11 protein-coding genes are annotated in these 13,616 nt (G+C 73.4%); 5 read left to right on the forward strand and 6 right to left on the reverse strand.

The features are described from left to right. Positions 1 to 28 precede the first annotated feature (28 nt). The 3 genes from IE99_RS0109475 to IE99_RS0109485 all read right to left on the reverse strand — a co-directional run bounded on the left by IE99_RS0109475 (position 29) and on the right by IE99_RS0109485 (position 3,203). On the reverse strand, positions 29 to 838 hold the full coding sequence (locus tag IE99_RS0109475) for an inositol monophosphatase family protein (protein ID WP_030166852.1): 810 nt from the start codon (positions 836 to 838) through the stop codon (positions 29 to 31). Further along, positions 835 to 1,743 carry a ferrochelatase gene (locus tag IE99_RS0109480; RefSeq protein ID WP_030166855.1) on the reverse strand — a complete coding sequence of 303 codons (909 nt, stop codon included), beginning with the start codon at positions 1,741 to 1,743 and terminating at the stop codon, positions 835 to 837. Before IE99_RS0109480 ends, IE99_RS0109475 begins: the two co-directional genes overlap by 4 nt. A gap of 131 nt (positions 1,744 to 1,874) precedes the next feature. Then, positions 1,875 to 3,203, reverse strand: a complete 1,329-nt coding sequence (locus IE99_RS0109485) for a lytic transglycosylase domain-containing protein (protein WP_030166858.1) — start codon at positions 3,201 to 3,203, stop codon at positions 1,875 to 1,877. Positions 3,204 to 3,333: 130 nt separating this feature from the next. Between IE99_RS0109485 and IE99_RS0109490 the strand changes: the two genes are divergently transcribed. From IE99_RS0109490 to sepH, 3 genes are all read left to right on the forward strand, one after another. Then, on the forward strand, positions 3,334 to 4,548 hold the full coding sequence (locus IE99_RS0109490) for an MFS transporter (RefSeq protein WP_037558948.1): 1,215 nt from the start codon (positions 3,334 to 3,336) through the stop codon (positions 4,546 to 4,548). A gap of 9 nt (positions 4,549 to 4,557) precedes the next feature. Next, the gene (locus IE99_RS0109495; RefSeq protein WP_030166866.1) at positions 4,558 to 5,868 is read left to right on the forward strand and encodes a D-arabinono-1,4-lactone oxidase; all 1,311 of its coding nucleotides are present in this window, start codon (positions 4,558 to 4,560) and stop codon (positions 5,866 to 5,868) included. A 289-nt stretch (positions 5,869 to 6,157) separates the two neighbouring features. Further along, positions 6,158 to 7,891, forward strand: coding sequence for a septation protein SepH (gene sepH / locus IE99_RS0109500; RefSeq protein WP_030166869.1), 1,734 nt, complete (start codon positions 6,158 to 6,160; stop codon positions 7,889 to 7,891). On the opposite strand, the gene IE99_RS0109505 is transcribed toward sepH, so the two are convergent. Beyond that, on the reverse strand, positions 7,863 to 9,347 hold the full coding sequence (locus tag IE99_RS0109505; RefSeq protein ID WP_245623129.1) for a PH domain-containing protein: 1,485 nt from the start codon (positions 9,345 to 9,347) through the stop codon (positions 7,863 to 7,865). The two genes, sepH and IE99_RS0109505, sit on opposite strands and share 29 nt — an antisense overlap. Continuing rightward, positions 9,344 to 9,904, reverse strand: coding sequence for a PH domain-containing protein (locus tag IE99_RS0109510; protein WP_030166875.1), 561 nt, complete (start codon positions 9,902 to 9,904; stop codon positions 9,344 to 9,346). The genes IE99_RS0109505 and IE99_RS0109510 overlap by 4 nt, the downstream gene beginning before the upstream one ends. A gap of 210 nt (positions 9,905 to 10,114) precedes the next feature. Here IE99_RS0109510 and IE99_RS0109515 point away from each other — a divergent pair, with 210 nt between their 5' ends. Continuing rightward, positions 10,115 to 11,104, forward strand: a complete 990-nt coding sequence (locus tag IE99_RS0109515; RefSeq protein WP_030166878.1) for a daunorubicin resistance protein DrrA family ABC transporter ATP-binding protein — start codon at positions 10,115 to 10,117, stop codon at positions 11,102 to 11,104. After that, positions 11,101 to 11,910: an ABC transporter permease gene (locus IE99_RS0109520; RefSeq protein ID WP_030166881.1), complete on the forward strand. Its 810-nt coding sequence runs from the start codon at positions 11,101 to 11,103 to the stop codon at positions 11,908 to 11,910. Before IE99_RS0109515 ends, IE99_RS0109520 begins: the two co-directional genes overlap by 4 nt. A gap of 143 nt (positions 11,911 to 12,053) precedes the next feature. Here IE99_RS0109520 and IE99_RS0109525 read toward each other — a convergent pair whose 3' ends face one another. Beyond that, positions 12,054 to 13,415 (reverse strand): NAD(P)/FAD-dependent oxidoreductase, encoded by a 1,362-nt coding sequence (locus IE99_RS0109525; RefSeq protein WP_037558949.1) that lies wholly within the window; start codon positions 13,413 to 13,415, stop codon positions 12,054 to 12,056. Between the last annotated feature and the right edge of the window lie 201 nt (positions 13,416 to 13,616).

Here is a 13,616-nt window from a genome sequence, read left to right on the forward strand (position 1 = left end):
GCGTCCCGGGCTCTCGTCCTTTCCGGGATCAGTCCCGGAGGGGGTCGAGCGGGGCGAGCAGGTCGTGCAGCGCCTCGAACGTCCCCTCCCCCGCCGCGATGGTCAGCTCGGAGCCGGGCGCGGCGCCGTGCAGCCCCTCGACGCGCCCGCCCGCCTCCTGGACGATGAGCGCCCCGGCGGCGATGTCCCACGCCTGGACGCCGCGCTCGTAGTAGGCGTCGAGCCGTCCGGCGGCGACGGAGCAGAGGTCCACGCAGCACGTGCCGCCGCGGCGGATGTCGCGGACGTTCGGCAGCACGCCGGTGAGCACCTGCGCCTGGGTCGCCCGCCGGTCCGCCGCGTACCCGAACCCCGTCGCGACCAGCGCGCTCGCCAGCGGAACCCGCGCGTTCACGCGCAGCTCGCGGGTGCCGCCCGCCGCGTGCAGGAGGGCGCCGCCGCCCCGCGCCGCCGTGTACGTCTCGCCGCGCCGCGGCATCTCGACCGCGCCCGCGACGGCCGTGCCGTCCACCTCCGCGGCGATCGAGACCGCCCAGTCGGGCAGGTCGTAGAGGTAGTTGACGGTCCCGTCGATGGGGTCGACCACCCAGCGGACGCCGCTGCCGCCCGCCCGCGTGCCGCCCTCCTCGCCGAGGAACGCGTCGTCCGGCCGGGCCGCCCGGATCCGCTCGATGATGAGGGCCTCGGCGGCGCGGTCCATCTGCGTCACGACGTCGGTGGGGCTCGACTTCGTCTGGACGACGTCGGGTCCGCCGGCGGGCCGCTTGTCGACCAGCATCCGCCCGGCCTCCCGTGCGGTCTCGACCGCGAGCGCGAGCAGCTCGTCCGGCAGGCTCATGCGGTGCTCTCCTCGATCAGCAGCCGCGGGAGGGCGGCGAAGCGGGGGTCGGGCCCGGGGGTGGCGGCGCGCGCGAACGCCATGCCGAGCTCGGCGGCGCGCGCGGCGGCCTCCACGTCGAGGTCGTACTTGACCTCCATGTGGTCGGACACGAACCCGATCGGCACGAGCGCGGCCGCGCGGGCGCCCTTCGCGTGCAGCGCGTCGAGATGGTCGAGGACGTCCGGTTCCAGCCACGGCTGGTCCGGGGCTCCGCTGCGGCTCTGGTAGACGAGGTCCCAGGGCCGTCCGGGCGCGGCCCTCTCGGCGACCGTCGCCGCGGCCTTCTCCAGCTCCGCGACGTACCGCTCCTGGTTCGGCTGGGACAGCGGGACGCTGTGCGCGGTGAACACCAGGCGGGCGTCGGACGGGAGACCGTCCAGGGCCTCGCGGGCCGCGTCCGCGAACGGGTCGAGGAAACCCGGCCGGTCCCAGTAGGCGGGGAGCTTCTCGATCTCGGGCGCGCCGGGGACCTCCTCGCGCGCCTTCGCGATGTCCTCGAGGTACTGCTCGTTCGTGGAGTAGCCGCTGTAGGCGGACGTGACGAACGCGGCGGCCCGGCGGACGCCGTCCGCCTTCATCTGCCGGACGGTATCGGCCAGGTACGGCGTCCAGTTCCGGTTGCCCCAGTAGACGGGGAGGTCGACGCCGTGGGCGGCGAAGTCGGCCTCGATCGCGGTCTTGAGGTCGCGGCAGAGCTGGTTGATGGGGCTGACCCCCCCGAACAGGAAGTAGTGCTCCCCCACCTTCTCCAGCCGCTCCCGCGGGATGTTCCGGCCGCGGGTCACGTTCTCGAGGAAGGGCATCACGTCGTCCGGTCCCTCAGGCCCCCCGAACGACAGCAAGAGCAGAGCGTCGTACGCCATGCCCCCATCCAACCAGCCGCCCCCGGACGCCCGTGCAGGCGGGCGGTGTCATCCGAGGGAACGGCTTCCGGCCCGGCGGAGGCGCACCGGCCGGCGTCCGCCACTCCGGCGCGCTCCGTCGCGGACGCCGGTCAGTTGTACCTGGCCTCGTAGGCGCGGGCGAGGTTGAGGACCTTCTGGACGTACCAGTCGGCGTGGTTGTAGTGCCAGACCGCGCGGTAGAGCTGCTTGCCGCCCCGGCCCGCGCCGTTGGCGCACAGGTAGCGGGCGGCGCCGGGGATCGCGTCGTAGGGGTTCATGATGTCGGCCTTGCCGTCGCGGTCGCCGTCCACGCCGTACGCCTTCCACGTCGCTGGCATGAACTGCATCGGCCCGAGGGCGCCGGCGCTGGACGGGCCGGTGTTGCGGCCGTGGTCGCTCTCCACCTGGCCGATCGCGGCGAGGACCGTCCAGGACAGCCCGGGGCAGGTGGTCGCGGCCTGCTTGTAGAGGTCGAGGTAGCCGCCCGAGCGGCCGGGCGCCTGATACTTGCCCTCGTGCAGGTTCACGACGTTCGCGCCGGGGCCGAGGATCTTGGTCACCGCGGCGACGACCTTGCCGGGGCTGACGCCGGGCGCGTTGACCAGCACCGCGACGTTCGGGACGAGACCCATCTCGCCGCCGGCCTTCGCGCCGACCAGGAGGTCGATGCCGGGCAGGCCGAGGTCGCCGGAGCCGCCCATCGTGAGCTGCGGCATCGTCCGCCCGACGATCGGGTACCGCGTGCCCTGGGCGAGCTGGAGCTGCTCGGCCGCGGCGGGGGACACCACGAACCGGTCGCCCGCGAGCCCCGCCCACAGCTCGGTCTTCTTGGCGGTGCCGGGGGGCGTCCAGGAGCGGAACGCCGACGGGTCGACCGCCAGCGCGTTCACCTGGCGGCCCTGGAGCTGGACGGCGCCGCCCGCGACGGCGATCACGTCCCGGACCCGCTTGAGCCTCCGGATGCGCTCGATCTTGGCGGCGGGCAGGGCGCCCGATCCCCCCACCGCGAGGACGTCGGGCGGGACGACGCGCCGCAGCGGGGCGATCTGCCGCCCGGGGTCGGTGATGGTGACCGGCCCGCCGGGGGCGGGGCCCGTCGGCGGCGCGGCGCCGGGGTCGGCGGCGGGCGCCGCGGGCCGCTCCTGCGCGCTCAGCGCCGCGTAGACGCCGCCGGACATGCTGGCGGCGGTCAGGACCGCGATCCCGACGACGGCGAGCGGCAGCGCGCGCTGCGCCGCGCCGGCGCCCTGCGGACGTCCGCCGCCCTGTGGCCGTCCGCCGCGTTTGCGGAGCCTGCGCTGCTTCTTCTCCTTGGGCGTGGTCGGGGGGCGGCGCGGCGCCGGCCGCGAGGCCTCGGCCGCCATCGCGGCGCGGATCGCCCGGCCGTCGGGCGACCCGCTGTCGGACGGGCGCGGTGCTGAAGGTGAGGCCACAACCATTCCCAACGAGTGTCGCTACGGGTCGGTTACCCGTCTTTGCAGTGCTTTCTCCCAGGTACCGTGATCATGGGCCTGACATCGGATGACGTCCTCGGGGAGCGGCCCGCCCCGGGGGTGTGGGGAGGGTCCGGTGCCCAGTGCGTACCGGGAGCTGCTGACGGTGCCGGGTGCCCGGTCGTTCGTCGCCGCGGGCTTCGTCGGACGGATGCCGATGTCCATGGTGGGGATCGGCATCGTCCTACTCGTGTCCGCGGTTACCGGATCGTACGGTATCGCCGGTGCCGTCACCGCGACGATGTCCCTCGCCTTCGCGGCCGGCGCCCCGCTCTCGGCGCGGCTCGCCGACCGGCACGGGCAGCGCCGGGTGCTCCTCCCGCTGACCCTCGCCAACGCGGCGAGCTTCGCGCTGTTCATCGGCCTCGCGTACGCGGAACTGCCGACCTGGACGCTGTTCCCCACCGCCGCGGCCGCCGGGGTCACGTCGGTGTCGCTGGGCGCGTGGGTGCGGGCGCGGTGGTCCTACGTCCTGCGGGAGGCCCCGCAGCGGCTGCACACCGCGTTCTCGTTCGAGTCCGTGGTGGACGAGGCGATCTTCGTGGCGGGCCCGATGCTGGTGACGGTGCTGGCCACCGCCGTGCATCCGGCCGCCGGCCTCGCCGCCGCCGCGCTCTGCACGCTGGCCGGCTCCCTCGCGCTCGCCGCGCAGCCGGGCACCGAGCCGCCGCCGAACCCGCATCCGCCGGGGACGCGGGCCGGGAGCGTGGCCCGCAACCCGGGCATCGCGGTGCTGACACCGGTGTTCCTGATGCTCGGCATGGTGTTCGGCGCGATCGACGTCGGCGGCGTCGCGTTCGCCGAGGAGGAGGGGCGCAAGGCGCTCGCCGGGGTGCTGCTCGGCTGCTACGCGCTCGGCAGCGGCGCGGCGGCGCTCTGGTACGGGGCGCGGAACTGGCGGCGGCCCCTGTCCCGGCGGTTCCTGGCGGGGCTCGTCCTGCTGACGGCGGGGCTGGTCCCGCCCGTGCTGGTCGGGAACCTGTACCTGATGATGGCCGTGGTGTTCTTCTCCGGCCTGGCGATCTCCCCGACCATCATCCCGGGCTACGGGCTCGTGGAGCGGCTCGTCCCGCCGCGGCAGCTGACGGAGGGGCTCGCGCTGGTCTCCACGTCCGTCGGGATCGGGGTGGCGTTCGGCTCGTCCCTGTCCGGGCGGGTCGTGGACGGGTTCGGGGCGCGGGCCGCGTTCCTCGTCCCGCTGGGGTGCGCGGTGGTGGCGGCGGTGATCGGGATCGCCGGATCGCGGGCCATCCGCAAACATGAACTTCCCTCACATTCAATCGCCCAGTAGAGTCCTGACATGTCCCTCGTGACCAACGAACCATGGCGTAACTGGGCAGGAAACCAGCAGGCCACTCCGCAACGCGTCACCATCCCCCGCGGCACCGACGAGGTCGCCGCCGCCGTCCGCGCGGCCGCCGAAGAGGGCCGGACCGTCCGCATGACCGGCACCGGCCACTCGTTCACCGGCGCCGCCGTCGCCGAGGGCGTCCTGCTGCGCCCCACCGGGATGACCGCCGTCCGCTCCGTGGACACCTCCACCGGCCTCGTCACCGTCGAGGCGGGCCTCCCCCTGCACCGCCTCAACCGGCTCTTGGACGAGCACGGCCTCGCCCTCGCCAACATGGGCGACATCCAGGAGCAGACCGTCGCCGGCGCCCTCCAGACCGCCACGCACGGCACCGGACGCGACGCCGCCGGGCTCGCCTCCCAGGTCGCCGCCCTGGAACTCGTCCTCGCCGACGGCACGGTCACGACCTGCTCGCCGGACGAGCGCCCCGACCTGTTCCACGCCGCCCTCGCCGGCCTCGGCGCCCTGGGCATCGTCACCGCCATCACATGGAAGACCGTCCCGGCGTTCCTCCTGCGCGCGCAGGAGGAACCCATGAAATGGGACGAGGTCCTCGGCCGCATCGACGAGTTCGACGAGGCGAACGAGCACTTCGAGTTCTACTGGTTCCCGCACACCGAGGGCTGCCTCACCAAGCGCAACAACCGCGCGGAGGGGCCCGCCCAGCCGCTCCCCCGGTTCAAGCACTGGATGGACGACCGGTTCCTGTCCAACACGGTGTTCGGGGCCATCAACCGGCTCACCCACGCCGCGCCCGCCGTGACCCCGTTCGTGAACGGCATCTCCGCGCGGGCCCTCGGCGCCCGCACCTACACCGACACGTCCCACAAGGTGTTCACCAGCGAGCGGACGGTCCGGTTCAAGGAGCAGGAGTACGCGATCCCGCGCGAGCGGCTCGTCCCCGCGCTGCGCGAGCTCCGGTCCCTGTTCGACCGCCGCGGCTGGCGGATCAGCTTCCCCATCGAGGTCCGCCTGCTGCCCGCCGAGGACGCGTGGCTGTCCATGGCCCACGGTCGCCGCAGCGCGTTCATCGCCGTCCACGTCTTCAACCGCGACCCCCACGACGACTACTTCCGCGGCGTGGAGGACCTCCTCACGGCCCTCGACGGCCGCCCGCACTGGGGCAAGCTCCACACCCGGGACGCGTCCTATCTGGAGAAGGTCTACCCCCGCTTCGGCGACTTCCAGGCCCTGCGCGACGAGCTCGACCCCGGGCGCCGGTTCGCCAACCCCTACACGCGGCAGGTCTTCGGCGACTGACAGTGTGGAAAAGGTTGCACAAGAATCCGGAAGGCCGCCCCCAGCGGCACCGCGATCCCGGCAAGCTGGCTCAGGTGCCCTCTTCAACCTCGTGAGGAGGGCTTCGAGAGCGGCGATGTTCGGACATGCCGGGTACGGTGCTGGCAGCAGGTGTGTCCGAAAGAGAGACTCGGGAACCCGGGGGAAAGGGCACGCATGCGCCCTCGGCGGGCATCGGACGATCGGCCGGACCGGCCACACGGTCGTCCGGCGCCCTCCGTGCCGTCAGGACAGGGCAGGAAGGACACGCATGCAGGAGCTGCGCCTCGTCGCGGTCAGCGAGGACGGAACGTACCTCGTCCTGGCGACCGCGGGCCGGGGCACCCGGTTCACCCTGCCCGTCGACGACCGGCTGAGAGCCGCGGTCCGTGGGCACTTCTCCCGCCTCGGCCAGTTCGAGATCGAAGTGGAGAGTTCCTTGCGTCCCAAGGAGATCCAGGCCCGTATCCGGTCGGGCGAGACCGCGGAGGAGATCGCCGAATCGGCGGGTATCCCGGTCGAACGCGTCCGCTGGTTCGAGGGGCCCGTCCTGCAGGAACGCGAGTACATGGCCCAGCAGGCGCAGCGCGTCGCCGTCCGGCGGCCGGGCGAGACCACCCCCGGGCCGCCGCTCGGTGAGACCGTCGAGGAGCGCCTCGGCCGCGGCGGCGTCGATCTCGAAGAGGTCGAGTGGGACGCCTGGAAGTGCGAGGACAGCACCTGGCGCATCCGCCTGTCCTTCTTCGACAGCGGCCGCCCGCACGCGGCCGAGTGGGTCTTCGACCCGCGCCGCCGGCACGTCTCGCCGCTGGACGAGATCGCCGCGCGCCTCACGGCCGTGGAGTGGGAGGACGACGAGTCCCTGTCCGACACCGTCACTCCGCTCGTGCCGCGCCGTCCCGCGATGAAGGTCGTCGCTGACCCCGAACGGTCCGACACCCGGCTGCGCGTCCCGGAGCCGCAGCGTGCCCCCGAGCCGCCCCTGCGCGCACCCGAGCCCGCCCTCCGCACGCCCGAGCACTCCCTGCGGGCGGCGGAGCCGCGCGAGTACATCATCGAGCGCGGCCGGATGGTCGACCCCCGTCCCGCGTTCCGCGACCCCGAGCCCGCCGTGCGCGAGGCCGCCCCTCCGCCTCCGCGTGCCCCCGAACCGGAGCCGGAGGCGGAGGCGGCGTGGGAGGACGAGGCTCCCGCCGCCGAGCAGGTCGACGCGGAGTCCGCCGTCGAGGCGGTCGCGCCGCGGGAGGACGTCCGTCCGCAGGAGACCGCAGAGGACGCGCCCACCGCACAGGACGCGGTCGCCGCAGAGGACGAGGAGTCCCCGGAAGAGGTCGCCGCCGAGGACGACCGGACGGCGGAGGCCGCCGCGCCCGAGCGGATCGAGCAGGCCCCCGCTCCCGCCGCCCCGGAGCCGCCCGCGGAGCCCGCCGCGGAGGAGCCCGTTGCGGAGGAGCCCCGGGCGGACGAGGCGGCCGCCGAGGCGGCGCCCGCTCAGCCCGCCGCACAGGCTCCTGAGGAGGCCCCCGCGCAGGAACGCTCCGTGCCGGAGTCGGAGGCCCCCGGCCCGGCCGCCGACGACTCCGTCGGCGAGCGCCCCGCCGACGACCCACCCGTCCGGGAGCGGCCCGTCCAGCACCGGCGCGACGAGCCCGTCTCCGCCGAGCCGGCCGCCGAGCCCCCGGCCGAGGCGGAGGAAGAGCCGCAGGAGCGTCCCGTGGAGCCCGCCGCCGCGGTGGAGCAGCCGCAGCCGGTGCCGCCGCAGCGTCCGGCGCGGCGCGAGCCCGCGCGCCCGCCCGCGAAGAAGAAGCCGACGGCCCGTCCGACGATGCCCGCCGCACCGGTCGCCGCCCCCCAGGAGAAGCCGGCGCCCGCCGCGGCGGCAGCGGCGGCCACCGAGGCGCCGGCGGCTCAGCGGCCCGCGCGCAGCCGCCGCAAGGCCAAGGGCAAGCGCGCGTCCGTCCCGTCCTGGGACGAGATCATGTTCGGCGCCCGCCGCCCGGAGTAGGCGCCGCCAGGAACGGGGTCACCCACGCGGGCGTGATGGCGGCCGCGAGGGCGACCGCGTCCGGCTCCGCCATGTCGACGGCCTGGTAGCCGCCCTCTCCCGCGCCGACGGCGACGGAGAGGGTGGCGAGGCCCAGTCTCCGCTGGAACAGCGTGCGGCGGATCCGCCACCCCACCACGGCGCCGTGCTCCACGACCACCTGGCGGCGGCGCAGCGACCCGGAGCGGACGGTGAGGCGCGCGTCGTCGGTGGCGTGGCCGAGCTGCCGGTACCGGTCCAGCCCCAGCGGGACCGCGAGGACGGCCAGCGCCCCGCAGGTCCCCGCCACCCACGGCTGCCCGGCGAGGAGGGCGAGCGCGCCGACGCCGAGCGGCGGGGCGACCGCCCGCACCACGCGCCGTCCGCGCGCCGCGCGCGGATGGCGGCGCAGCGGCCCCGGAAGCTCCCCCAGCACGCGCGCCGCCAGCGACACCGCCACCGGACGGGGCGCGGCGGGCAGCAGCCGCCCCCGGTGCGCGGCGTCGCCCAGGCCGGTGACCAGCGCGCCCAGGCGCGCCACCCCCGACATCCGCTCGAACGGATTGTCGGCGAGCTCGACGCCGCGCAGCCGCCGCCGCTCCAGCGACACGCTGCGGCGGGTGATCAGGCCGCGCTCCGCGACCAGCGAGCCGCCCCGCGCGTACAGGGTGAAGTCCCAGTTGAACAGCATGAACACGACGATCGACATGATCGGCATGGCGAGCAGGACGAGGATCGCGAGGGCGACGACGACGGCGGGCGGCAGGCCCACCATGTCATGGGCGATGGCCTCGACGCGGTCCCGGGTGATCAGCCCGAGGTCGTCGCCCACGTTGTAGAGGGTGCCGAGGAGGCTGCCCGCCAGGGCGAACGGCGTGAGCAGATACGCCCCGCTGAGCGGCGCGTACACGTACCAGCGCCGCCGCATCCGGCCGAGGGGCCGGAGGCGCGGCACGGCGCCGGTTCGGGTGAGCAGGGCGCGGCGGAGCCGCTCCGCCTCCTGCCGCGACACCGCGTTCAGCGTGCCCTCGCCGCCGTCGGCGCCCGCGTCGATGTGGACGACCGCGAGGCGGAGCAGGCGGTGCGGGAGCGACGCGCTGATGTCGACGCCGCGGATCCGGTCGCGCGGGATGCTCTTCACCGACCGTCCGACGAGGGCGCGGCGCAGCTCGATGCGGTCGTCGTACAGGACGTAGGTGAACGTCCCCCAGCTGACGACGTGGAACACCAGGCCGAACAGCAGCCCGGCGAGCGTGAAGTAGAAGGCGGTGGACAGCCCGCCCACGAGCAGGCCCGTCGCCCCCGCCGCCAGCAGCGCGAGCATCTCCCGGACGGCGCCCACCACGAACGTGAGCGGATGCAGCCGCCGGCCCGGCGCGGAGTCGTCCGGAAGGTGCGGATCGCGCACCGCCGGGGACGCCTCGCCGTGGACGTTCACGTGGCGTCGTCGCGGAGGTCGTGGGCGCGGTGCGCGAGGTCCTCCGCGAGCCGGGTCGCGACGCCCACCGGCAGGCCGGACAACTCCGACGAACCGGTGTGGGACGCGGTGTTCACCTCGATCGTCGCGAGGCCGAGGAGCCGCTCGATCCAGCCCTGCTCGGTGTCGACCGTCTGGATCCGGCTGACGGGGACCAGCAGCCATTCGCGGCTGAACCAGCCCGTCCGGGTGTAGAGGACGTCCGCGCTGACCTCCCAGCGGTGGACCCGGTACCGCCAGACCGGCGCGACCGCCACCATGAGCAGCCCGGCGCCGCCGACGGCGTGCGGCAGCAGCCGGACGCGGTCGGACAGCCAGCCGGGCAGGGCGCTCCAGCCCGAGTCGCCGATCCAGGCGGCCACGCCGAGCGCGAGGCCGAACAGCAGGCCCCAGACAAGGAGGTACTCGATCGCCCAGTGCGCGATCGCGCGGGGCGAGACCCGGTAGGCGGGCGGCCTCAAGCGCGGCGGGGACGGCTCCCCGCCGCGGGGGTGGTGACCGTGCCGGACCGACGTCACACCGTGAGTGTAGATCCAGGAGGCGCGGTGGCACGCCGACGATTTCCGGTCGTACCGCCCTCACCTGGGCGTCGGCGTTCTGTCAGTGGGAGGTGGGACAGTCGTCAGGGTGCCTCGGGCGGCGGAAAAAGAGGTGCGGATCACACCGGACTCCGCTTACTTTTGCAGGTCTTCGCGGTCAGTCCGGTCAGACGAGATGCAGGAGATCACATGACCTACGCAATCCAGGCCGAAGGCCTGGTGAAACGGTTCGGCGCGACGGAGGCCCTCGCGGGCGTCTCCCTCACCGCCGAACCGGGAACGGTCCTCGGCATTCTCGGCCCGAACGGCGCCGGGAAGACCACGACCACCAGAATCCTCGCCACATTGATCGAGCCGACGGAGGGCAGCGCCCGGGTCGGCGGGTTCGACGTGCACAAGGACGCGCACCGGGTGCGCCAGCTGATCGGCCTCACCGGCCAGTACGCCGGCGTGGACGAGATGCTCACCGGCACCGAGAACCTGATCCTCATCGGTCGGCTGCTCGGCATGTCCCGGCGCGACTCCAGGGCCCGTGCCGCCGAGCTGCTCGACCGGTTCGAGCTGACCGAGGCCGCCGAGCGGGCCGCGAAGACGTACTCGGGCGGCATGCGCCGCCGCCTCGACCTCGCCGCCAGCCTCATCGGCCGCCCGCAGATCCTGTTCCTGGACGAGCCGACGACCGGCCTCGACCCCCGCAGCCGCGGCGGCCTGTGGGACATCGTCCGCGGCCTCACCGACGACGGCGTCACCGTCCTCCTCACCACCCAGTACCTGGAGGAGGCCGACCAGCTCGCCGACGACATCGTCGTGATCGACCGCGGCCAGGTGATCGCGCACGGCACGTCCGACACCCTGAAGTCCCAGGTCGGCGGACAGATCCTGGAGGTCCGGCCGCTGCGCGCGGCCGAGGTCGGCAACGCCGCCGCGATCGTCGGGGAGCTCGCCGGCAGCGAGCCCGAACTGCGCGACGGCCTGATCGCCGCGCCGATCACCGACCCGGCGCTGATGCCCGCGGTGGTCCGCCGCCTCGACGACGCCGGGATCGCCGTGGGCGAGCTGTCGCTGCGCAAGTCCAGCCTGGACGAGGTCTTCTTCGCCCTCACCGGCCACCACACCGACGACATCGACGCCGAGGCCGACGAGCTCGCCGCGGCCGCGAAGCAGGAGGCCCGCACATGAGCACCGCCACCTTGGCCCCGGAGGGGCTGGCCAGGAGGGTCTCGCCCGGGACGGGCGTGCGCAACGTGCTGACGCTGGCGTGGCGCAACCTCGTCCAGATCAAGCACAACCCGATGGAGCTGCTGGACCTGTCCATCCAGCCGATCATGTTCGTGCTGCTGTTCGCCTACGTCTTCGGACCGGCGATGGAGGGCAGCGTGCAGGCGTACCTGCCGGTGGTGATCCCGGGGATCATCGCGCAGAACGCCCTGTTCGCCGGGATGAGCACCGGTTTCGGGCTGAACACCGACATCACCAAGGGCGTGTTCGACCGGTTCCGGAGCCTGCCGATCGCGCGCAGCGCCCCGCTCGCCGGCCGGATCCTCGCCGACACCGTCAAGCAGGCGTGGTCGATGATGATCCTGCTGCTGGTCGGTTTCGCGATCGGCTTCCGCCTCGAGACGAACGTCGTCGCCCTGCTTTCGGCGTTCCTCCTGCTGCTGAGCTTCGCGGTGCTGTTCTCCTGGACGTCGGTCTACATCGCCATGGTCGTCAACGAGCCGGAGAAGGTGCAGATCTTCGGCTTCACGGTGATCTTCCCGCTGAGCTTCCTCAGCACCGCGTTCATCAAGTCGACCGACGGCATCCCCGGTCCGGTGGCCTGGGTGATGGACAACAGCCCCGTGACACACCTGGTCGAGGCGATGCGCGGTCTGCTGGTCGGCGGCCCCGTCCTCGAGCACGCCTGGATCGCGCTGGCGTGGGGCCTCGGCATCTCGCTGGTGTTCGCCCCGCTCTCCCTGCACGCCTTCAAGAAGCGCGCGTAGGGGCGTCCGCGCGGTCGTCCCTACGACGCGTTCTCGGCCGTGCCATGCGAACGCCCCGGCGCTCCCTCGCGAGGGGGCGCCGGGGCGTTCGACCGGGCCGAGGCTGCTTCGGCCCGGTCGCCGGCGGGGCCCGGGACGGACGGTCAGGCCACGGACTGCTTCGGCTTCACCTCGTCGAGGGCGGCGAGCTCGAAGTCGGCGCGCGGCTGCTCGACGGTCGCCAGGGAGACCGTCTCGCGCTTGAGGAACAGCGCGAGCGTCCAGTCGGCCATGACGCGGATCTTCCGGTTGAAGGTGGGCACCTTCGCGCCGTGGTAGCTGCGGTGCATGAACCAGGCGGGCCAGCCCTTGACCTTGAACCCGTAGGTCTGCGCGACGCCCTTGTGCAGGCCGAGGCCGGCGACGGCGCCCACGTTCCCGTGCACGTACGGCTTCAGCGCCTTGCCGCGCAGCGACCGGACGAGGTTGTCGGCGAGGACCTTCGACTGCCGGACGGCGTGCTGCGCGTTCGGCGGGCAGAACATGCCCTCCTGGGTGAGGTCCGGGATGGCGGCGTTGTCACCGGCGGTGAAGGCGCGGACGCGGCCCTCGATCGTGAGGTACTCGGTGCCCTTCACCCGGCCCCGCTCGTCCAGGGGCAGGTCGCCGTGCCGCACCACGGGGGACGGCTTGACGCCCGCGTTCCAGACCAGCGTCCCCGCGTGGAAGCTGCTGCCGTCCGAGAGCTCGATCCGCCCGTCGACGGCGGACCGCAGGAAGGTGTTCATCTTCACGTCGATGCCGCGGCCGCGCAGCTGCTCGGCGGTCCACTTGCCCATGTCGGGGCCGACCTCCGGCAGGATGCGGTCGGCGGCCTCGACGAGCATGAACCGCAGGTCCTGCGGCGTGACCTTCCGCATGTACTTCGTGGCGTCCCGGCTCATGTCCTCCAGCTCGGCGACGGCCTCGACGCCGGCGAACCCGCCGCCGACGAAGACGAAGGTGAGCGCCTTGCGGCGGAGCTCCTCGTCGTCGGTCGACTCGGCGATCTCCAGCTGCTCCAGGACGTGGTTGCGCAGGTGGATGGCCTCCCCGACGGTCTTGAGGCTGATGCCGTTCTCGGCGAGGCCGGGGATCGGCAGCAGCCGCGGCACCGCGCCGGCGGCCATGACCAGGTAGTCGTAGGCGATGCGCTCCGGCGGCCCGGCCAGGGGCTGGACGATGGCCCAGCCCTCGTCGTGGGACAGCTCGGTGACGCGCGCCTTGAGCACCGTGCACTTGGGGAGCACCCGGCGCAGCGGGACGACGACGTGCCGCGGGGAGATGTTCCCGGCGGCGGCCTCGGGGAGGAACGGCTGGTACGTCATGTACGAGTTGGGGTCCACGATCGTGACCTTGACCTCGCCCCGCTTGAGCTCGCGACGGAGCTTCTTCTGCAGTCGCAGTGCGGTGTACATGCCCACATAGCCGCCACCCACGATGAGGATGTGGGGAGCGCCCGAGGTGCCCTGAGCGGTCCTGGCCATGGCGGCCCTCCTGTCACGGTCGGCTTGTGAAGACATTCACAAGCTACCGGATAGATCTTCGCTGCACCAACCCATAACAACGAAAGAACCGCGATTGTTCTCGTCAGGGCAAACTGGACCGTGGCTACCCCTGTGAATTAAGCCACTCCTTCTCAAATAGTGGGACAAACCCGAACCTACGCCTCATGACGCGCATCACAT

It is taken from the genome of Spirillospora albida (assembly GCF_000718255.1).
In the GTDB taxonomy this organism is placed as follows: Bacteria; Actinomycetota; Actinomycetes; order Streptosporangiales; family Streptosporangiaceae; genus Spirillospora; species Spirillospora albida.

Bases quoted from the DNA above. Each gene is read 5' to 3' on its own strand.
- IE99_RS0109475 (WP_030166852.1), bottom strand. From the start codon at position 838: ATGAGCCTGCCGGACGAGCTGCTCGCGCTCGCGGTCGAGACCGCACGG.
- IE99_RS0109480 (WP_030166855.1), bottom strand. From the start codon at position 1,743: ATGGCGTACGACGCTCTGCTCTTGCTGTCGTTCGGGGGGCCTGAGGGA.
- IE99_RS0109485 (WP_030166858.1), bottom strand. From the start codon at position 3,203: ATGGTTGTGGCCTCACCTTCAGCACCGCGCCCGTCCGACAGCGGGTCG.
- IE99_RS0109495 (WP_030166866.1), top strand. From the start codon at position 4,558: ATGTCCCTCGTGACCAACGAACCATGGCGTAACTGGGCAGGAAACCAG.
- sepH (WP_030166869.1), top strand. From the start codon at position 6,158: ATGCAGGAGCTGCGCCTCGTCGCGGTCAGCGAGGACGGAACGTACCTC.
- IE99_RS0109515 (WP_030166878.1), top strand. From the start codon at position 10,115: ATGACCTACGCAATCCAGGCCGAAGGCCTGGTGAAACGGTTCGGCGCG.
- IE99_RS0109520 (WP_030166881.1), top strand. From the start codon at position 11,101: ATGAGCACCGCCACCTTGGCCCCGGAGGGGCTGGCCAGGAGGGTCTCG.
- IE99_RS0109525 (WP_037558949.1), bottom strand. From the start codon at position 13,415: ATGGCCAGGACCGCTCAGGGCACCTCGGGCGCTCCCCACATCCTCATC.